The 20071-nt window shown below is 70.0% G+C and carries 13 protein-coding genes; 6 read left to right on the top strand and 7 right to left on the bottom strand.

Annotation, left to right across the window (positions count from 1 at the left end; translation table 11 throughout):
• Positions 1-177: 177 nt before the first annotated feature.
• Genes ACZ5OX_RS31400 through ACZ5OX_RS31390 form a run of 3 tightly spaced genes read right to left on the bottom strand, consistent with a single transcriptional unit; the run spans position 178 to position 3289 of the window.
• The gene (locus tag ACZ5OX_RS31400; RefSeq protein ID WP_097240598.1) at positions 178-582 is read right to left on the bottom strand and encodes a DUF6009 family protein; all 405 of its coding nucleotides are present in this window, start codon (positions 580-582) and stop codon (positions 178-180) included.
• A complete protein-coding gene (locus ACZ5OX_RS31395; RefSeq protein ID WP_465634674.1) occupies positions 579-2189 on the bottom strand; it encodes a DNA primase family protein in 1611 nt (536 codons plus the stop codon). Before ACZ5OX_RS31395 ends, ACZ5OX_RS31400 begins: the two co-directional genes overlap by 4 nt.
• A complete protein-coding gene (locus tag ACZ5OX_RS31390) occupies positions 2186-3289 on the bottom strand; it encodes a bifunctional DNA primase/polymerase (RefSeq protein WP_465634672.1) in 1104 nt (367 codons plus the stop codon). The genes ACZ5OX_RS31395 and ACZ5OX_RS31390 overlap by 4 nt, the downstream gene beginning before the upstream one ends.
• 930 nt (positions 3290-4219) lie before the next feature.
• Here ACZ5OX_RS31390 and ACZ5OX_RS31385 point away from each other — a divergent pair.
• From ACZ5OX_RS31385 to ACZ5OX_RS31375, 3 genes are all read left to right on the top strand, one after another.
• Positions 4220-5227, top strand: coding sequence for a hypothetical protein (locus ACZ5OX_RS31385; RefSeq protein ID WP_465634671.1), 1008 nt, complete (start codon positions 4220-4222; stop codon positions 5225-5227).
• The gene (locus ACZ5OX_RS31380) at positions 5224-5415 is read left to right on the top strand and encodes a hypothetical protein (RefSeq protein ID WP_392924746.1); all 192 of its coding nucleotides are present in this window, start codon (positions 5224-5226) and stop codon (positions 5413-5415) included. Before ACZ5OX_RS31385 ends, ACZ5OX_RS31380 begins: the two co-directional genes overlap by 4 nt.
• Before the next feature lie 408 nt (positions 5416-5823).
• Entirely contained in the window at positions 5824-6831 is a 1008-nt protein-coding gene (locus ACZ5OX_RS31375) for a hypothetical protein (RefSeq protein WP_465634670.1), read from the top strand.
• Positions 6832-7082: 251 nt separating this feature from the next.
• On the opposite strand, the gene ACZ5OX_RS31370 is transcribed toward ACZ5OX_RS31375, so the two are convergent.
• The 4 genes from ACZ5OX_RS31370 to ACZ5OX_RS31355 form a co-directional block, all read right to left on the bottom strand.
• Positions 7083-7997, bottom strand: a complete 915-nt coding sequence (locus ACZ5OX_RS31370; protein WP_465634668.1) for an ATP-grasp domain-containing protein — start codon at positions 7995-7997, stop codon at positions 7083-7085.
• The gene (locus ACZ5OX_RS31365; RefSeq protein ID WP_465634667.1) at positions 7994-8710 is read right to left on the bottom strand and encodes a hypothetical protein; all 717 of its coding nucleotides are present in this window, start codon (positions 8708-8710) and stop codon (positions 7994-7996) included. Before ACZ5OX_RS31365 ends, ACZ5OX_RS31370 begins: the two co-directional genes overlap by 4 nt.
• A 7-nt stretch (positions 8711-8717) precedes the next feature.
• Positions 8718-9776: a hypothetical protein gene (locus ACZ5OX_RS31360; protein ID WP_465634666.1), complete on the bottom strand. Its 1059-nt coding sequence runs from the start codon at positions 9774-9776 to the stop codon at positions 8718-8720.
• 290 nt (positions 9777-10066) lie between these two features.
• A complete protein-coding gene (locus ACZ5OX_RS31355) occupies positions 10067-10321 on the bottom strand; it encodes a hypothetical protein (protein WP_465634664.1) in 255 nt (84 codons plus the stop codon).
• Between the two features lie 1322 nt (positions 10322-11643).
• Here ACZ5OX_RS31355 and ACZ5OX_RS31350 point away from each other — a divergent pair.
• The 3 genes from ACZ5OX_RS31350 to ACZ5OX_RS31340 are packed head-to-tail and all read left to right on the top strand — an operon-like array spanning position 11644 to position 20070.
• On the top strand, positions 11644-15291 hold the full coding sequence (locus ACZ5OX_RS31350; protein WP_465634663.1) for a PLL family lectin: 3648 nt from the start codon (positions 11644-11646) through the stop codon (positions 15289-15291).
• 3 nt (positions 15292-15294) lie between these two features.
• Complete coding sequence (locus ACZ5OX_RS31345) at positions 15295-19053, top strand: hypothetical protein (RefSeq protein WP_465634662.1); 3759 nt, start codon at positions 15295-15297, stop codon at positions 19051-19053.
• Between the two features lie 36 nt (positions 19054-19089).
• Positions 19090-20070, top strand: coding sequence for a hypothetical protein (locus ACZ5OX_RS31340; protein WP_465634661.1), 981 nt, complete (start codon positions 19090-19092; stop codon positions 20068-20070).
• The last annotated feature ends 1 nt before the right edge of the window (position 20071 follow it).

Below are 20071 nucleotides of genomic sequence, written 5' to 3'. Positions count from 1 at the left end.
ACCACGGCCCCGTTGGAGGCCCTGCGACCCGCCCTTCTGTCCGGGCTCTCGCGCCGGAGCCCCCACGGCTTCCCGGATCACCACCGATCGTCATCCGGCGAGTCCCGGGCCGGCGAATCGGTGAGGGGCGGCCCGTTTCCGAACCGCCCCTCACCGTTGTGCCGCGTCCTCGGGCTGTCAGGCCTTCGGGAGCGTTATCCCCAGTTCGAGCATGGCGGGCGAGGCCGGGCCGCCCTCGGAACGCTCGGTCTTGTAGCCCTTGACGCCCGGGGCGACGGTGCGCGGGTCCACGGCCTCGGAGGGGGCGCCGGTGGAGTAGAGGCCCTCGGGGTCCTGGTCGCGGTCGTGCGGCAGGAGCCAGAAGACGCGGCGGCGGAAGGTACCGGAGGCCCGGGAGGACTTGGCGTCGGGTCCGAGGATCGCGTAGCCGACCATGCGGCCGTCGCGGTGGTAGGCCGGGCGGCCGCGGCGGGTGGTGAGCCGGTCCAGCGACTGACGGACGTAGTCGAGGTCGGAGGTGTCCTCCAGCCAGACGAGGTCGGTTTCGTGGGCGAGCTCGGCCGGGTCGATCAGCGCGCTCACGCGTTGTGCTCCTCTGTGTCGTCGGTGATCAGGCCGATGCCCGGGTAGTACTTACGGCTGTTGGACAGGACCATCTCCTTGGGAGAGGTCATACCCAGTGTCTCGCGGACTCGTGCGGCGAAGGCACGCCCGGATACGGGATTGGCCCCTTCGAAGCCGCACCAACGGGTGTAGGCGCCGAAGAGCTGGGACTGTTCGGCCCGCATGCCCTCGCCTGTGACGCAGGCCTCCTTCAGGAAGCGGCCGACGTGGTCCTCGGTCTCGGCGTAGGCGGTGGTGGCGGTCTGGACGGCCTGGGGGCCGGCGAGGTCCTTCTCGCCGGCGAAGTAGCGGCAGGCACCTTCGATGAGCCAGGCGAGGATGCCGGGGCCTTCCTCGGCGACGAGGACGTGGGCCAGGTTGTCGATCTTGCGTTCCTCGGGGACGACCCGCTCGAACGGGATCAGGCGCATGCGCCGCCAGAAGGCGAAGCCGCCGGTGCCGACCTCGGGGCGGTGGTTGCCGAGCAGCCAGAGCTTGTGGGTGGGCTCGAAGGAGAAGAAGTCCTGGCGCATCCGGCGGGCCTTGATCTTGTCGCCGCCGGTGAGCAGCTTGACCCGGGCCTCGTCGAAGCGGTCGCCGGGCTTGAGCTCGGAGCAGACGATGATGCGGCGGCCGTGGAGTTCGGCGAGGTCGGTGGGGTGGCCGTCGAAGGTCTTGGCCATGAGGAAGCCGGGCGGGGCCGCGTCGGCGTAGTCACCGAGGAGCTGGATCATGACGTCGAGCAGGACGGACTTGCCGTTCTTGCCCTGGCCGTAGAGGAACGGCATGACCTGGGCGCCGACGTCGCCGCTGATGGAGTATCCGAGCAGCAGGTGGAGGAAGTCGCGGGTCTGGCGGCCTTCCCTGTCGTCGCCGAAGGTATCGGACAGAAAGCGGTCCCAGCGCGGGGTGGGCATCCGGGCGGGGGCCAGGGTGGTGGAGCGCGAGTGGTGGTGGACCTTCGGGTCGGGCGGGACGATGGCACCGGTACGCAGGTCGACGACGCCGCCGGGGGTGCACAGGGCGTAGGCGTCGGCGTCGAGGAGGGCAGCGTTGAGGACCATGCCGGGGGCGGACTTGGCCTGGGCGAGCATGGCGTTCATGCCGGAGGTGGACAGCGCCCGGCGGCGGTGCCGACGCAGGTCGGTGTTGGTGTAGATGCCGCGCGCGTCGTGGGTGGCGATGCTCTCGGCCATCTCGCCGGCGGCCCACAGGACGGTGTCGTCCTCGTCGAGCTGCCAGCGGTGGGCGGACCAGCGGTACCAGCCGAGGCCGGGAACGTGGCGGTAGTCGCCTCCGTAGAGGTGGACGAAGAGCTTGGCGTTGCCCCGGTCCGAGAGCGAGTCGGGCAGCAGGCCGTGAGGGGTCGCCTGCGGGCCCGTCGCGGAGGCCTGTACGGGCTCTGCGGCCGCCTTCGGAACCGGGGGAGCGGCCGGTGCGGGCGCGGGGTCGAGGAGGCTCTCCTGGACGGCGGTGCCGTTCCACGGGGGCTGCGAGGGGCCCGGGACGGGCGGGTAGTCCAGGATCTGTTGCGCCGTGGCCACGGGGTCGAAGACCGTCCTCTTGCGGCGGGTGCTGTCGGTCATCCGCGGGCCTTCCCGATGCGCAGGGGCTGGCGGCTGCCGGCTGCCAGGCCGGAGCGGATGACGGCGGAGTTGTGCCTGTCCTGGGCGGGACGGGCGGTGCGGGCCGCCTCGAGGAGGAGCTGTTCGGCGGCGGCATGGGTGAGGTGGCCGGCCGAGACCAGGCCGCCCACGGTGTATGCGGCGCGGTTGAGCTTGCCGGTGAAGCCCGCGCCCTCGGGAGTGCCCGCGCAGTCGGTGACTTCCTGGAGGACGGTGTCGAGTACCTTCTCCGCGCCTTTCTTCCCCCCACCCGCGGCGACGACGGCCTGGCGGGCGCGGTCGGGGACGGCCGACTGCGGCACGCTCGGCCGGCCGGGCCGGTCCTGGAGGTGGCCGGTACGGACGAGTTCCTCGCCGAGCCACTCGGGCAGCGGCGCGGGGATCCTGGCGCCCGGAAGCGGAGTGTAGGTACCTGCCGCGGTGACGGTTCCGGGAGCGACGATGTAGCCGCCGTGGGCGCGGACGTCGACCTGCCAAGCCAGGGCACGGCCCGCGGAGGAACCGGTGGAGCAGGCGAACCGGCGGTCGGTGTGGTCCTGGTACCAGATGTGCAGGCCACCGGAGGGGGTGCGGACGCGCAGGGTGCCCTCGTCCGTGGTCGGATCGGGAGCCCGGCGCAGGGCGGCCAGCAGGGCGAGGGTGTGGTAGCCGTTCTCGAGTCCTTCGAGGTCGACGTCCTCGTGGATCGGGATGCCGGGGAGGATGCGGTCGCGGGCGGGGACGACGTCGGTGTGGTTGTCGACGTCGATGACGACCAGTCCGGCCGGGCCGCAGGCAACACCCGTGCCGAAGTCCGGGTTAACCCGCCACCAGGCGGTGAGGACGTCCTGGTCCAGAGTCGCTGCGTGAAAGCCGTGGCACCAGCGACCGACTGCGGGGCAGGGGCAGTCGGCGGGGGAGTGCGGGGAGTCCTGGCAAGGGCGGCAGTTCGCGGGCGGGGTCTTGCGCCCGGGGGCGAGCGGGTGGACGGGCCAGCCCTGGGCCGCACACCAGCGTGCAACGGCCAGCGCATCCGGCTGGCGGTCCGCTCGGTCGCTCCCCACGGCCATCGGCGCCGTCACGCTGGTCCCTTCCCCTTGTTCGGTAGCTGCTCGGACTTGAGTCGCTGGCTCAGTCGCTGAGGGCAAAAAGCCAGGTCAGGGCACTGGCGGGCACCGGGTCAGCGACTGAAGCGACCGAAGTTCAGAAGATAGCTCACACAGACTAGCCGAGCGGGGACGTGGGGACTGTCACTGCCACTGCTTGCGGGCAAACTCAGCGACCAAGCCCTGGGAGAGCGACTGAGCCCGTTCGGTCGCTGTTTTGGTCGCTCCGACGTTTCCGCAGGTCAAGCGCATTTTCCACAGCAAACAGCGACCGAAGCGACTGAAGCCCGGGTCTATAACGCGCACACGCACACGGGAATGTCTTTATATACCCGACCTTAAGTCGCTTCAGTCGCTGTTGGGGTGGGTAAACATGCTCTGACCTGGTGTTTTGTCGAGCGACTGAAGCTCAGCGACTGAAAGCGACTGAGTCTCTTAGGGCGTTTTCCCCGGCGTGTCGGGCGTGTCAGGTCTGCCGGAAGGGCCCCAGCCGAGTCGCTTGGGTCGCTTCGGTAGCTCCAGCGACCGTCTCTTGAGGTGCGGACCGTACGAGCGCTGCCGAAGCGGAGCAGATCCCGCGCGCTGGTGCCGCTAGGAACCGTGGCTGTCAGTCGCTTGGGTCGCTGCCTGCAGGCAGGGGCAGCCCGACCAGGTGGCGGCTCGGCCGGCGACTCAGCGACCCAAGCGACTCAAGGACGGACGTGTCGACGTACCTGGTACGGGCTCAGTGAGTTCCCTCAGGGCGAACGTTCCCCTTCCGGAACCGCTTCCCGCTGCCCCAGGGGTCTGGTAGAACGAGACCAGGTGACGTCATCTCCCGCTCGGCGGGACCCGCGTCGCCGGCCGACAACCAAACCACCGAACTCTCCCAACTGAGGGAGAGTCGAGCTGTGGAGGAACTTCGACGTGCCCGTCGTCGCCGTTTACGTTCCCGCTGCATCGAAGCGGAACCTTGAGATCAGTCTGCGCGAGTCCCTCTGGGGCTGGAAGCAGTACATTGCCGACACAGCGGACACACCTCGAGTGCTCGCCGCGTTGAAGGCGGGTGACTACCTCCTCCTCGGCCACCGGGGCCCGAATGCCAGGGTCCCCCACGGAGGTTGGTCCGACGCGGTCCTGCGTGAACTGGCGGTCGCCCGTGTCACCGGGCCCGTCACGTTGCAGACGACCAGCATGTGGCCCGACGACGTCTACCCGGTGCGCGTCCCCCTGGACGTCCTGGGAATCGAGATGTCCGTGAGCGGAGACGAGCTCGGGGCCGAGGCTATGGAGGCCCTCCGCCTCTCGGCCAACAAGCAGGGGGCACCTGTTCTCGTACCCGACGAGGTCCTGGACCGCTTCATCGACTCCATGGGACGTCGGCCGATCCAGGAAGGCGGACCCGAATCCGGTCTTCCGGCGAGCACAGACCTCCCCGGCTCGGACCTGACCGACCCTGCTGTGCGCTACCTCGACCTGGACCCCGACTCGGACCGCCCCACCCGGACTTTCGCGCGCCGTGAGACGGCCGGGCTGCGGCGCGTCCTGTTCGCAAAGCCCACCGCCGAGTGCGCGCTGTGCGGACGTACGCTCCCGACCGGTCTCCTGCGAGCAGCCCACATCCGCAAGCGTTCGCAGTCCAACCTGGAGCAGCGCTCGCACCTGGCCAACGTCATGGCGGTCTGCGTGCTCGGCTGCGACGCCCTGTTCGAGGACGGCTTCGTCCTCGTGACCGCCGAAGGCAGGGTGGAGGCGTCACCGAAGGCCGGAATGTCCGAGGACCTCCTCGCCGCGGCCGAGGCCATCGCCGGCAGGAAGTGCACCGCGCACAGTGACGTCAGCGAGGAGTACTTCGCCTGGCACCGGGAGAACGTAGCCTCATCCCCGAGCCTGGCGGCAGCCCCGTCCACCGGGACGGAGGTGCGGTTCGCATGAGCGCCACCGGAAAGACGAAGCCCAAGCCGCAGGCCCGCCGTGAGCCGCCCTACTTCACCCTCAAGGTCGGCGGACTGACGGTCGTGCTCAAGCACCGCCCCAGGCTCGTGCCCCTCGTGCTGACCGGATCAGGTGCGGCGGTGGGTACGGCGGTCAGCTTCTTCCTCCAGGCACGCTCCGGCGGGTGAGCCTTGGCGGGGTTCCGGAACGCATCCAGGCAGTTCCTGCCCCCTGACGTCGGTTGTCCGGCACCACGCGGTGCCGGACAACCGACGGGTCCGAAGAGGAACGCGCTACGGGTCGACGGCCGCTCCTAGCATTCGCTACTGACACCGAGCGCTTTTCCCCGTGCCGATCCGGCCGGTTCGCGGGGCTGGCTCGGCCTTTTCCCCACCCCGCGCAGGCTGTTCGCCCCGACCGACGGCGCCCGTATCCACGACCGGCACATCCCCGACACACCACAGGCCTTCGCCGCCCTGGAGGAGATGTAACGCCGCCTGGCCCGCGCCGCCGACAGCGGCCGTCCACTCTCATCCCACCTCGTCGACCCGGGACAGTTTGAACTCTTCCCCGCTCCGGCCCGCGACTGGACAGCCTTGGCCGCAGCAGCCGAGCCCGCCCTCACCCCGGAGGCCGTCGCTCTGGTCGACGACTTCACCGCCTACATCTGCTCCCGGGGCTGGAGCACCGACTCCTTTAGCGGCAGCGTGCGCACCCTGCGCGTGATCACCAGCCATCTCGGCGCCGCCGCGCCCGTCCACGAGGCGGACGTCCGAACGCTCGCGAGCCTGCATCCCAACCTCCACGGCCACCGACTCATTCAGTTCCTCCGCAGCTGCGGCATGCTGGTCCCGTTGCCCGCCACGAATGCGCTCCTCATACGCGCCCGGCGTAGGGCCGACGCGCTGCCCGGTGACTTCGCCCCCGCCGCGCACCGCTGGATCGACGTCCTCCAGGGCCAGGGCAGCAAGCAGAACTGGAAACGCAGCCCCAAGACCATCGACAACTACCTCGACGCCGCCGCACCCGTCCTCACCGCCTGGCACGTGGCTGGCCTGGGCAGCCCTCGGGAGATCACGAAGCAGTACATCGAGGCTGCCCTCGAACCGCTCACCGGCCACTACGCCCAGAAAGTCCACACCGCGCTCCGGTCCTGCTTCCGTGCCCTGCGCCGCGAGCGGCTCATCTTCCGCGACCCCGCCCGCACGGTCAGCCTCACCACCACCCGGCGCCTGCCCACCACGGTTGCCTCCGACCGCCTCACCGGCATCCTCGACCGGCTCCCCGACACCCGCAGCCGCCTCATCGTCGCCCTCGTCGCCGTCCACGCCCTCCACCCCCACCAGGTCGCCGGCCTGCGCCTCGACGACCTCGACCGCACCACCGCCCGTCAGCGCGTACGCCGCCCCCGGCGCCTGGTCCACGTCCTCTACCTCGACAGTCTCCTGATGAGCCTCACCACCGCCTGGATCCGGGAACGCCACCAGCACTGGCCCGACAGCGCCAACCCCCACCTGATCGGAGCCGGCAGAGCGCCGTCGACCTCACCGGCCCGGCCGTCAGCGCAGGCCTGCTGCGAAAGCCGTTTCGCACCATCGGCCTGACCGCCGGTGCCCTGCGCACCGACCGCATCCTCGACGAGGGCCGTCACACCGCAGACCCGGTACGCCTGATGAGTCGGCTTGCGCCCGCTGGCCGCACTCGCGGCCGGCGTCGCGGGGGCCGCGTTCGGTCTGCGCCCGAACCTGACCGCGATCACCTGTCTGCTAGCCGTACCGGCGTGGATGCTGTGGGGCGAGTCCCCGCCGCGCGCCGCACGGCGGGTACGGCGGGCACCGCCACCACCGCGACGGCCTCACCGGCGTGCGAGCGCGAGCGCGATGGCACGGGCGATCGGCTGGCCGGTGCAGGACTCGTAGTAGCTATACGCCGGGCTGGGATTGACCTCGAAGCAGTAGAGCCCGCCGTCGTCGGCCAGCATCAGGTCAATGCCGGCGAGGGACAGCCCCAGCCGGTCGGCCAGCTGGACGCAGCGCTCGGCCAGCTCATCCGGCAGTTGCCACGGGGAGAGGTCGGCCCGGCCGCCGTTGCGGTGGGCGTAGCGGTAGTCGACGCGGTCGGTGTCGATCCGCGTGGCGAAGACGTCCCCGGCCACGGTGTGTACCCGGACGTTGGTGCCCTTGAGGTACCGCTGAAACTGCACGGCGCAGCCGCGGATGAGGGGGAGTCGCTCGATCGCGTTGGCGTCGAGGGGTTGGACAATCGACCGCAGGCAGCTGATCGACTTGTAGACCAGTTCGCCGTGGCGCGCCCGGAACTCGTGGACGAGGTCGGGATCGTTGGTGACGAGGGTCTCCGGCACTCGGAACCCGGCCTTCCGGATGAGCTGCGCCTGGTACGGCTTGGATAGGTTCGAGGCCATCGCAGCCGCCCGGTTCATCACGCACCCGGGGGCGAGGTCGATCCACGTGCTGAGCGCCATGTGCCAGGACTGGCAGCGCTGTTCGACGGCCTCACCCGCGTCGCGCAGTTCGGGCAGGTGGTGCCAGTCCATCAGCCGCGCGTAGATGCCGGTCACGTCGGCGCAGTCGACAGTTGCGCCGTTCATGCCGAGTTGTCCGTGGATCCCGTTGCCGGTGACGTCGATCTCGAACGGCAGGTCGGCGAAGTGCCGTTGGTGGAGGACGGTGTAAGGCAGGCCGAGGTCGTCGAGTGCGGTGGTGACCCTGACGATCGGGGACTCGCTCGCAATGCCGCAGATGATGATCATCGGGAGCCCGCCGAGGTCGTCAGATGGTCGTGCAGGGCGTCGAGGAACGCGTCGCCGCCGAGGCGGAGGTCGGGCATCGGGTCCGCTCCCGCGAAGACCGCCCGGTGCCCACTGTCGCGGTGGAGGTCGATCCCCAGCAGGTCGGTCCCGGCGAGCCGCGCGAGCCGGACGCACCCCTGCCCGTACTCGGTCGTGCCGAAGACGTGCCCGCCGAGCACCAGTACGCGGTCGTTGCCGGGAGCCGGCGGCTCCCACGTGGAACGGGGAGACAGCCGTACCGGCGTGACCGGCAGGCCTGCTTCGGCGGCGAGCAGGGTCCACTCCGCAGGGGGGCGCCACGCGCCCGAAAGACCGCTCGCACACGGCCGGTTGACCGCGACCGTGGCGAGGCACTCCAGCAGGCTGAGCAGCAGCGCGCTCAACTCCTCCCGTGCGTAATCTGAGTCGGCTTCGGTGGCGAACCGGAGCGGTCCGACCTGGGCGAAGCCCGCCCGGTTGAGCACGCCGTTCACGTCGCGGCTGGCGAGCACGCGTCCGTCCGGTAGCTGGGCCTCGAAGCTCGCGCCTGACTCGTCGACCCGGTGCGCCGACTTCGACGAGAAGAGCAGGTCACCTGGGGGCAGCAACTCCAGCGGGGTCAGCCCACGCCGCCGCAGCCCGTCGTACGCCCACATTCCGGCGTGGTCCCCGGGGGCGCAGAGCACGAGCCACATGCTCCATCTACTCCCCGTCGGGCCGCTGGTTTGGATCCTCGCTGCGGAGGGCGCTGGCCGACAGGTCGGGGCGCAGCTCCGGGCGGATGAAGTGCGCCGAAGACCCGTTCTCGGGAGGGGCGTTGATCACGGCCTCGGGAGGGCCGCCCTCCTTGAGAGTTTCCTTGTCCTCCTTGGTTTCCTTGGAGTCCTTGTGCTCTTTCGACACCTCCTTGTCCTTGTCCTTGTCCTTGGCCTCCTTCTCCTTGGTCTCCTTCTCCTTGGTCTCCTTCTCCTTCTCCTTCTCCTTGGCCTCCTTCTCCTTCACGTCCTTCTCTTTCGACAGCTCCGTACGTGAGAGTCGGAGCGTCTTCGCCTGGGCCACCGTTTCGTTGCAGTCGAGGACGAAGGTGACGGTCAGGTCGGATCCGACTGCGGCGGAGGACACCCCGAGCACGAGTTGGTCGCAGGCGTTAGGCGCGACACGGGCCGGGAAGTTCTTCAGGACGAATCCGGCCCCCAGGTCGGCCCCGCTGGGCCCGTTGAAGGTGAGTGCCCCGGTGCCGATGTTGGCGAAGGGCAGCAGGATGTCCGGCGCCGGGACACCCACCTCCACTTTCGCGTCCACCGAGGAGTTCGTCAGGACGAGTCGCGGCTGCCGAGCGTCCGTCGCTGAGGGGGCGGAGGTCCAGACGAAGCCGAGTTCCTCCGGATCGTCGTTCGTGATCCGCACGGCCCAGGTGCGCTTGTCCGGGTTGGAGATGTCCAGTTGCACCGTGAACACGTCGGTGTGGTCCCTGGTCCATGATGCGGACGCGACCTGTTGCCCGGTCTCGTCGGCGATTGCCGCGGTGGCCGGGCTCTGCGGGACGAGGATGAGAAACCCGTCGCCCGCTTGGAGCTCGATGTCCGGCGCCTGCCCGCCCAGGGGCCGGCAGTTCGGCCCGACGGCCGCCACGAGCACGAACCAGGTCGATGCCGTGGGGTCCACGTTGAAGGAGACGAGGCCACTGGTGGCCCGGTTCGCGAGCCTGAGCCGGTCGGCGTCGGGGAACATATCGAATACTGGCGTCACCATGATCGTCATCTCCGCGTGTCGGGCTGCGGCGTCTGCCCGTCGGTCTGCCGCTCGTCTGGGTTCTCATCGTGGAGGGCGATGTCCGACAAGTCCTGGTGGATTCCCACGGATTATGTGGACAGCAGCGCACGGGAGCACCGATCGTCCGGTGGCCGTCACCGTCGGGCCGCTGCCTTGTCACGGAACACAGTGGCCCACCCCTTATCCAACCACCGATGCCGCACCGGGTCCTGTCAGACAAAGGCTCGCCGGACGCCGGACGCCGGAGTCAGGGTCGCGGCCAGTGGAACCCGCCCGGCTCACTTTGGTCCGGCCGCGCCGCGCCGGCACCGCCACGCCCGGCGGCTCAGGCTCTGTAGCTCCGGCTTTCCGACCATGGCCCGGGCCTGGTCGGGGCCGACGAAGCGCACCTGGACGGCGCGGATCTCGTTGTGCTGCTCTATCCGGGCCCGCCCGGTTGCGGTGTCGCCAGCTTGTGGGCCCGGCTGCCGGGACCGGTGTAGATGATGGGCGAGCGGCGTCGCGGCGTCGGACGACAGCCAGGTGCTCGCCATGTTCGGGGCCAGGTTCCCGGCCGCGCCGGATCCTGACGGTCGGCAAGGGCGGCCACTGCCGCGCGCCCCTGGACGCCGCCATCCCGGCCAAGCACGGTGGCCAGGCGGTCGAGGCACGGGCCGCCGCCATCCGGAACTGTACAGCGATGAGGCGCCCACCCGGTCATGGCCGAGGCTGCCCTGTAGGGGGCGGCTTCCTCTGGTGGTGAGCCAGACCATGGCGCGTTCGACGGGCGGGCGCCAGTACCGGTACTCGGGTCGCCATTGGGGTCGGCGGCCGTCCAGGGCCCGCCTGTTGCTTGGCCTTTGAGCACACCGATGGCCGCCACCACCCTCCTTGAGCTTGATGAACAGCCGGTTTGAATCGCCGGAACGTTGCAGGCGCCGGCTCCATGGCCCGGGGGCTGGCCGCATGGGTGCGCCGCATGCGATGGCGGTGAAGGAGGCCGTGCTCGCGTTCGTCCTCGGCGGCAGTGCGCCCGGGGCCGCGGGCGGCGTCGGCACCGTGCGGTCCTGATCGACCGAGACCGAGTTCGTGTTGCCAGGCGGGAAGCGGAAGGTGCGCTCGGATGCGGTGTGGCAGGCTCCGGAGGCCGAGGTGCCGGTGCTGATGGTGGAGGTCGACCGCTCCACCATGGCCCCGGCCCGGGGCGCAGCTGGCCCACGTCAGAGCCCGTGACAACGACCCCGCCCGCTACCGCGAGGAATCCGCCGAGCGGACGGTGCACTGGTGGCGCCGCGCCTACCCCGGCCACACCCGCGCTGGATACCCGCCGGTCGCCCTGGTCGTCACCGACGCCGGACCCACCGCGCTGGCGAACCGCCAGGAGGCCATCGCGCACCTGTCGGAGGAGGCCTGGCGCGGCCAGTGGTGCACAGTTTGTCCGCGACTACAAAGACGATGGTTGGCGCGAGTACGACGACGCGGTGCCCATCGTCGCCACCACCCTGGAACTCCTCGCCGAGCACGCCCCGCTCGGGCCCGTGTGGTGGCGTTGCGGCCGGCCCGGACGGCACTCCCTCACCGAGGCCCTGGATAACCCCGCCCCCGGCATGACGGTTGGCGCCCGACCCGGGCCGCCTCACTGCCGCAAGGGACACAATCCCGCCGCGCGTAGAAGTTGGCACGCTCGGCCATCGGGTCACGAAGGGAGCGTGGTGACGACAGCGGGAATGCCGAGAGCCGGCCCCGGAGGCGTTACGTACAGTTACCTGTATTGATACGCGGTCGAACCAGGACTAATTTGGAACCGAGAGTTGACGGGTTGCCGCACCATGCGGTAAGCGCGACTGTCACCCCTTCATGATCTGGGGGCACCCCCATGCAGAACCACTCGGCGTCGGCCCTTGCCGCCTGTTCTCCGGGGAACGGCAGACTTCATCTCTTCATCGGAACGCACGACGGCGGCGTGCGACACAAGGCGTTCGACGGTGCCTGGACCGAGTGGCGCGAACTCGGCCGACCCTGGCCCTCGCCCGGAGCTCCCGGGTTCGACTGGTTGAGCGCAACGGCGACCGAGGGCGGCCGGGTCGAGGTCTTTGCCCTCAGCACCGTCAGTGAGCTGTGGCGCATGCGTTTGGACGACGGGGACCGGCAGGAATGGACGTTACTCGGCGTCCTTGCCCAAAATTTCGCGGCAGCCGGTTTTACGACCGTGGCGACCCGGCCCGGTGATTTCTACGTCGTTCTGGACACGGACGCACCGGGCTGGGAGATCGTGCACTGGAATTCGGCCGACCGGTCAACCAACGAGCCAACCGTGCTCCGCACGGGCGACCGTCCACCGGGGCAGACGGCAGCGGTGGCCGTAGCCCCAGGCCGGGTCGACCTCCTCGTCGCCGACACCCGTGAACGGCGCCTGATCCGCAGACGCTTCGAACTCGACGAAGTCCCGGCAGGCACCTCGCTGCCGCACGAGTCATCAGTGTGGGAGGAACTCGGAAACCTGCCCGACCGGGACGGGCAGGCCTTCACCTGCCTCGCCGCCACGGAGCGTGACATTTTCCTGGGCGGCGACCATGGTCTCTGGCACTCCGCCCTGGAACCGTGGCTCGGCTGGGAGCATCTCGGCGGCGACCTCACCGCATGCGGCGCGGCGCGCCCCCGGCTGGCCGCGGTCGACTCCGGGAGCGGCCGCACCGACGTGGTCGCCGTCTGGGCCGGTGCCGCACTGATGCACCGACGGTTCGACACCGCCTGGCAGCCCTGGCAACTCGTCGCCCTGCCGAACACGCCGGCACGCAGCTACACCGTGCTGCGCCCGGACGACCTCGTCACCCTGACCGTCCGGAGTCAGGGGCTGCACGAGCAGACCAGGCCCGATGGCATGGTGCAGTTGGTGGCCGGTCCGGGCGGCGGCCGCCTGATCGTGGACGTCCCCCCGCAGCACCTGGCCGAGACCGTGGTGGAGTCCGGACAGCCGCCACAGGGCTTCCTCGCCGGACCGTCCACCCTGTGCTTCGCTGTCGGCTCGGAGCCGATCACGCTCACCGTGGAGGGCCTGCTCGACGCGATGAACCGGCTGCCGCTGGACACCACGCCGGCCTCCAGCACGGACGAGGTGACCAGGATCGAACTCCCGTGGCGGCTGCTACTCGCCGTGCAACCGGACGCCAGGTGCACCCACCGCACCCTGCCCGCTGCGGGCGCTAGCGGTGGCACCGAGCTGTGGCACAGCCGCATCGCGGGCCCCGACGGGCACCTGACGGCGCGCCCCGTCCAGGCCCTGCCCGGTGGAACCGGCCATGGAACGCCGTTGGACGCCTGGTTCGACACGATCGTCACGACCGCGAGCCAGAACCCGAACGATCCGATGGCGGTCGACGATTTGATCCTGAGCGCCTACGGAGCCCGGTTCTCCGCCGCCGCCCACTGGCCGAAACTGGAGTGGTCCCAGGACGCCGTGCTGGGCCGGGACTTCCACGTCAAGGTCTCCGTCCCCGGCGCGCTGTTCCCATTCGGCCACCGGGCGGCCTACTTCGAGGTGGACGACCGGCTGTTCGACGGCTCCGACCCCGCCGTGGCAGCGCTGCACCAGAAGTCCTTCCTGGTCATCACCCAGCCCGTCCGCGATGACTACGGCATCGGCGCGGGCGGCGGGCACGAGCGCAGGTTCCCGTTCCAGCAGATCGCGATCGACCCCTGGCAGACCCGAGACCTGGACGACGCCCGCTGGATTCCGTTGGACTCCTCGGCCGCCCCTCCCAGGTGCTTCTGGCCAACCCGGGCCTGGACACCGGTCGTGTTCAACCTCCAGGCCACGGCGGGGCAGCAATATGTGGACCTGAACCTACCGCTGCTGTTCGTCGAGGACACGGCGACCGGCACCGACTACGCCGCGGAGCTCGACCGGATCTACGGAAGCGGCCCCGGCACAGGTCCCTTCGCGGGCCGCGGGCGGCCCCTGTCCGACATTGGCAGCCGTATCCCGCTCGCCATGGTGTCGGCGACCCAGGCGGCGGACGGCGCGGTGCAGGAGGTGCAGTCGATGACCTTCGGCGGGCTCGGCGCAGCGCTCTCCCGTACCGGCGTCGGCTTCTACCCGCAGGTGACCCAGCTGGCCGTGGGGCTGCCGGCGGTCCGCCAACTGCTCGGCCCGCTGCCGGCACTGCCTGCAACGATCTCGCAGGAACTCGTCGGCACCCAGTGGGGCCGCCCGATGCCCGACGCGCTGCTCGACCTCGTGACGCCGAGGATGCTCGACTTCGGGGCCGCTGGAGCACGCGTCGGCACACTGGCCGCACCGAACATGACCGTGACGCAGATCTCGCGCACGCTCGGCCCGACCGTCGCCGACGTGCTGCAGACGGATCCCGGGAAGCTGTTCGCCCCGGACGCCACGCTGTTCGGCGTGGTCCCCCTGAGCAGCCTCATCAAGGTCGTCACCGAGCCGCCGAAGCTCGTCTGGACCGGGGAGGACACGCCCACCCCGTCGGCGGAGCTGACCTGGACGCAGGCGCTGACGAAGAACGTCGGCCCTTTCCGCGCCGGCACCACCTGCTCGCTGAACCTCGACGCCCAGGCCCAATTGGTCGACGGAAGAGCCGAGATGCACGCCACCGGGAAGATCAGCGACTTTAGGTTGGTCGTCCCCGACGAGAGCGCCCCCGCGTACGTCACCCTGAAGTTCGCGTCCGTACGTTTCACCGCCAGCCCCGGCCGGCGGCTGAACCTGGACGTCGACCTGTCGAAGGTCGAACTCGGCGGCGACCTGGGATTTCTCGCCACGCTGGCACAGCTCATCCCGCAGGCCGGGCGCGGCGGGCCGCGGATCGACGTGTCGGCCGCCGGCATCTCGGCGTCGTACACCCTCGCTGTTCCCAGCGCCGGTCTGATGGTGTTCAGCCTGCAGAACCTCACCGTGCAGATCGGTGTCACGCTGTCCCTGACCAATCAGCCCATCGCCATGGACTTCGCCTTCGGTACGCGGGAACGGCCGTTCCTGGTCACGGTGGAGGGGCTCGGCGGTGGTGGATACCTGGAACTCGGCCTGAGCGCCGGCGGTACGGACAGCGGTCTGCAGCGGCTCACCGGCGGGATCGAGTTCGGCGCCGCCATCGTCGTGGACTTCACCATCGTGTCTGCGGAGGTGCACGTCTTCGGGGGCGTGGTCTTCGCCAAGAACGGCGCCGACATCGAGATCACCGGCTATCTGCGGATCGGTGGCAGCATCTGCCTGCTGGGACTGATCAGCGTCTCGGTCGAGACGACGTTCAGTCTGACCTACGACTTCCACAGCAATTCACTGAGCGGCTCGGCGAAGCTCGTGGTCACGGTGGATCTGACGTTCTTTTCCACGTCCTTCACGTTGGAGTGCCACAAGTGCTTCGGCGGCTGCCCGTCCGCCGGGGCCGGTCGTAGCCCGATCGGGGCCGCGGCCGTCCCGGACCCGTCGGTGGAGGCCGCACTCGGGCCGCAGCGGCAGTCGTTCCCGTGGCAGACGTACTGCCGGGCGTTCGCAGGGGAGTGAGTCATGTCGTCGACCAGTCTGGAGAGGCAGTTCGTCTGGACGGTGCTTCCGGCCGGCCGGGTGGTGCCGGTCCCCGGCCAGTCCGAGCCGATGGCAATGCTGTCGGTGCTGCTGACGCCGCGCCTGCTCGGCCCGGACGCAAGTCCGCTCACCGTCGCGGACTTCGGGATGCAGAGCTGGCCGCAGCGGCTCGACGCGATGCACCCCTTCGACGTCCTCCGCGGCCGTCAGACGATCCCGTCCTCACCTGTCGCGTTCACCGCCCTCGACGGGAGCGCCGTCCAGTTCACACCGGCCCGGCAAATCGCCGTCTGGGAAGCGCTGTTCGATGCCGCAATGCCGGTCAAGCCGTACCAGGCGGTCTCCTTCGACGGACGGGACCCCCGGGTGTTCCGGGCTGGCCAGGCCGGCACGGAGGTCCGGAACATCTACACGGCCACCGCCCAGGCCCACGCCGCCTTCCACGGAGCGGCGCCGGAGAGCCACGCCGGGCTGCGGGCCGCGCTGCGGTCGATCAGCGATCAGTGGCAGCCCGGGCTGCTGCCACCCGGCGCCGACGAGACGCGCGCTCTCGCAGACCAGCCGGAACTCGCGCAGGCCTACGCCTTCTACCGGCGCGGCCCGCACGAGTTCACCGCGCCGGAACGCCGGAGCACGCCCGCGACCGAGAACGAGTTCCACGTCACCATCGCACACCTGATCGACCAACCCCTCGTCCTGCGCGCGCTCGGCCTGCTTGTCGACCTCGCCGTGCCCGTGTCCCGACTCGCCCCAGTGGACGCGGCGCACCCGGCGGAGCTGAGCGCGGTGCCGCGGTGGCGCCCGGACCCGAATCCTCCGCCTGGCTGGACCGCAGCCACCCAGACCGACCTCTCACCCACCACCGCCTACACACTGACCGGGACGCGCTTCGTGCCGGTCTCCGTCGACGGACCGACCTCCACCGGCTTGGCCAACGGCCTTCTGCCGCTGACCGGCACCGGTTTGGCGCCTTCCGGGAACACCCGGTTCGAGCTGATGCCCTTCGACGTGGACGGCGCCGCCCTGCGGCTGGTCAGCACGGCCCGGTCGGACGCGTCGTCGGCCGCCCTGCCCGGGGAGACCTCCCCAGTTCCGGCCGGAGCCCTGCCCGCGCTGCACTCGATGGGGTTCGCCCTGGTGGACCGGGAGCGGGAGAACGAGCACCACAAGCAGCTCCAGCGGGCGCAGCAACGCAGCACACCGAGCGGCCTGCTCGCGTCGGCCCTGCTGGCAGACTCCCTCCTGGGCGGCTACCGGGTGGATGTGTTCGACGACAAGCGCAAGAGGTGGCACTCGCTGTGCCGGCGGCGGGTGCACTACACGATCGGCGGCGTTCCGCTCCTGCCCGACGGTCTGCTGGAGGAGGGCTATCTGAGGCCGGGCCCGGTGGTCACCGGCTTCGGAGAGGCCGACGTGCTGTACCTGCACCAGATCGTTGCCCGCTGGGACGGCTGGAGCCTGGTGGCCAAACGGCCCGAGCGGACCATCGACACCGGGGACACCATGCCGGTGCCGACGGCGTCAGTCCTTGAAACGGTGGTGGAGTGCGACGCCGGCTCGCTGCCGCGGCTGCGGTTCGGCCGTAGCTACCGGCTGCGGGTGAGGATCGCCGACCTCGCCGGAGGAGGCCTGCGCGCCGAGGAGGTCGGCGCCACCGAGCAGCAGACGGACCCTGCCGTCTACTACCGCTTCGAGCCGCTGCCGCCACCCGAGCTCGTACCGACCCGGGAGTTCGACGGCGGCGACGGCCACGACCGGATGGTCATCCGCAGCGACCGCGGCATCTCGGCGGCCGACTACGCGACCCTCCACGGATACCGTGCGTACGACCTGCGACACCTCATGCCGCCGAAGTGCTCGCTCGCCCTGGCAATGCAATACGACGGCAAGTTCGACAGCGCGCTGGGTCCCACCGTGGCCGACGCGGAGGTACGCCGGCTCTTCGAGGTCGCCAAACTGGCCGACAACGAACTCACCGTCGTCCAGGGCGCACACACCGTCCCCGCCGGACCGGAGGTGCCGTCGTCGTATGTCGTCGTACCCGAGGCCGACGTGGCGCTGCCCTGGCTGCCCGACCCGAGTGGCGCCTACATCACCCTAAGGGCACGCCCCCGGCCGATTGGCCCGAATGGCCTTCCCGGGCCGATCGTCCCGCCCGACAAGGACGTGATCGCCATCTGGCAGGGCGCCTGGCCAGACCTCCAGCCCGTGACGATGCGGCTGGACGCGGTCGCGTCCGGCTGCACGGTGAGCACGCTGGACCCCCACCAGCGCCACCTCACAGTTACGCTCGGCCCGGCCGAGCAGGTGACCTTTGACATCCCGTCGTGCCTGCCGTTCGACGACGTCCCGCTGCTCGGCATCGCGAAGTGGCAGGGCGTCGACCCGAACGACGAGCACGCGAAGGCCTTCCAGGACATCGTCCACGGGAGGAACCGCCTGATCACGCCGCCGCGAACGGTCACCATGGTCCACGCGGTGCAACGGCCGCTGACAGACCCAAGCGGGCCGCTGATACCCCAGCGGGGTCCCGGTGACCACGACACCGTCCTCGGGACGGACAGCCTGACGATCGACGTCCCGAGCACGGGGCGGATCGACCTCCACGCCGAGTGGACCGATCTGGTCGTCGACAGTCCGCCGGCCAAACCGGGCAAGAGAAAGCGAATGGCGCACGTCGGCTCCTACGAGGTCCAGCACCTGCCCCCCAGGGAAGCACTCCCGGTGATCCGCCAGGAGTTCGGCGACACCCGCCACCACCACGTGAGCTACACCGTGACGGCCGTGTCCCGGTTCGAGGACTGCTTCGGACGCGTTCTCGCCTCCGACCCCTGCGCCTGCACCGTCACCGGGAAGCCCACGGATAGCGACGTGCCGAGTTCAGTCCGGCCACCCACCCCGAAACTCCTCCACTGCATGCCATCGTTCCGCTGGACCCGCACCACCGACGGCCAGCAGTCACTCACCCGGCTGCGCCAGGGCGGCGGCCTGCGGGTCTTCCTCGAACGGCCCTGGTTCGTCTCGGGGGACGAAGAAAAGCTGGCCGTGCTCACCTTCCCTGCCGGGCCGGCGCCCGCCGAGGCCCTGCGCTACGTCGGAGTCGCCGGGCGCGACCCAATCCGCGACACCGGGGCACCGCCCGCCGTCCTCACCAGCGCCCAGATCAACGTCGACGCCACGGCGAGGGTCCAGGTGACCCTGCCTGAACTGCAGCGCCAGCTGGACGCCGCCCTGTACCAGGTCGAGTTCGACGCCGAGGGGGACCGCTGGTTCGCCGACCTCGACCTGGCCCCGGTTGCGTCCGCGTCCTACTTCCCGTTCGTCCGGCTCGCTCTGGCCCGCTACCAGCCGTACACCCTCACCGGCGTCCCTAGCGTGTCGCAGGTGGTCCTGACCGAGCCCGTCCAACTCGCGCCCCAGAGGACGCTGACGATCACCCGGAGCGCGGGGCTGGCGAGTGTCGTCCTGGACGGCGGGCCTGGTGCCCCGGGGAATACCGTCCGGACCGAGCTCCAGGTCCGGGACGCCGGCGTGACGGCGGCGGACGGGGTCACGGGCTGGTCCACAGTCCTCACGGCCACCACCGTCCTTGGGCAGGCCGGCACCATCAGCATTCCCGACACCGGGCAGCAGGCCCAGCGCCTCGTCGTCCGGGAATTCGAGACCCGGCCCGCTCCCGCGAACGGCGACGGAACCGGACGACCGGTCTTCGTCGACGTCGTACCACTCGGAACATGGTGAGGGACGGCGCCCGACTCCGCGGCAAGAGGAGCGATCATGCCATATCATATGTTTCCTGACACTGGCCAGCTCAGGCTTGCGCACCAGGCCACCAGCGGCTTGGTCGACTTCGACGTCGATCCCGTGGCCACGAGTTGGGCCCTGCTGGTGGTGGCCATCGGCCCGAACTGCGCACCTCTACGCGGTCGGGCGCCGGACATCGAGTTCCGTGCGGGCTCCGGGCTGATCACACCCGTCCCGCAAGCACCCGCCATGGCCTCCATCCCCGACGAGACCGGGACCGCGGTCGCGACCGCCTCTTGGACCAGGGATCCCAACGACGTCTTCACGGTGACGCTCGACATATCCAAACCGGACGACCGTACCTGGAGCGCGCGGATCACGAACACCGACCCGCAGGAACTCGGCTTCGTCTGGGCCTCGGCAAAGACCGTCCCGGACGCCCAACTGCCCAGGGTCGTGATGGACACCACCACCACCGTAAAAGCGACCGTGGCCGTGGATGGGCCGCCCACGGACCGCTTGATCGCGATTGCCAACATCGGCACCGGAGTACTGAACATCGCTGGTGACGCCGACCAGGACATGGGTGCGGGCTTCCAACTGAAGAGTTTCCCGACCAGCCTCGCACCCAACGCGTGCAACAACCTCCGGGTCGTGAGCACCCCTGTTGTGGGCGAGCCCCGCAAAGACCCGCAGACCGCCACCTTCGTCCTGAACTGCAATGATCCGGCAGTTCAGGAGATCACGCTGAAACTGTCGCGTGATGAAAAGTCCAAGGAGAGCAAGGAGACAGAGAGCAAGGACGTCGGCAAGGATAACGCGGATGCCAAGGAGGACGCGGATGCCAAAGGCCAGAAGGATAACGAGGACAACAAGCGCGGGTGGAAGGAGCACCCGCCCGAGGGCCCGCCCGGCGAGTCGCCCGAGCACTTCATCCCCGAGGCTCAGCGGCCAGACCTGACGGACAGCTTCCTCAGGGGCGAGGACCCCGAGCCGGGGCAGACCGAAGGGTAGG

The organism is Kitasatospora sp. NPDC032121, from assembly GCF_055580145.1.
This window is presented reverse-complemented; position numbering and strand designations above follow the sequence as displayed.

Excerpts from the sequence above, each read along its gene's own strand:
- ACZ5OX_RS31395 (WP_465634674.1), bottom strand. The coding sequence starts at position 2,189 with ATGACCGACAGCACCCGCCGCAAGAGGACGGTCTTCGACCCCGTGGCC.
- ACZ5OX_RS31380 (WP_392924746.1), top strand. The coding sequence starts at position 5,224 with ATGAGCGCCACCGGAAAGACGAAGCCCAAGCCGCAGGCCCGCCGTGAG.
- ACZ5OX_RS31370 (WP_465634668.1), bottom strand. The coding sequence starts at position 7,997 with ATGATCATCATCTGCGGCATTGCGAGCGAGTCCCCGATCGTCAGGGTC.
- ACZ5OX_RS31365 (WP_465634667.1), bottom strand. The coding sequence starts at position 8,710 with ATGTGGCTCGTGCTCTGCGCCCCCGGGGACCACGCCGGAATGTGGGCG.
- ACZ5OX_RS31360 (WP_465634666.1), bottom strand. The coding sequence starts at position 9,776 with ATGACGATCATGGTGACGCCAGTATTCGATATGTTCCCCGACGCCGAC.
- ACZ5OX_RS31355 (WP_465634664.1), bottom strand. The coding sequence starts at position 10,321 with ATGGCGAGCACCTGGCTGTCGTCCGACGCCGCGACGCCGCTCGCCCAT.
- ACZ5OX_RS31350 (WP_465634663.1), top strand. The coding sequence starts at position 11,644 with ATGCAGAACCACTCGGCGTCGGCCCTTGCCGCCTGTTCTCCGGGGAAC.
- ACZ5OX_RS31345 (WP_465634662.1), top strand. The coding sequence starts at position 15,295 with ATGTCGTCGACCAGTCTGGAGAGGCAGTTCGTCTGGACGGTGCTTCCG.
- ACZ5OX_RS31340 (WP_465634661.1), top strand. The coding sequence starts at position 19,090 with ATGCCATATCATATGTTTCCTGACACTGGCCAGCTCAGGCTTGCGCAC.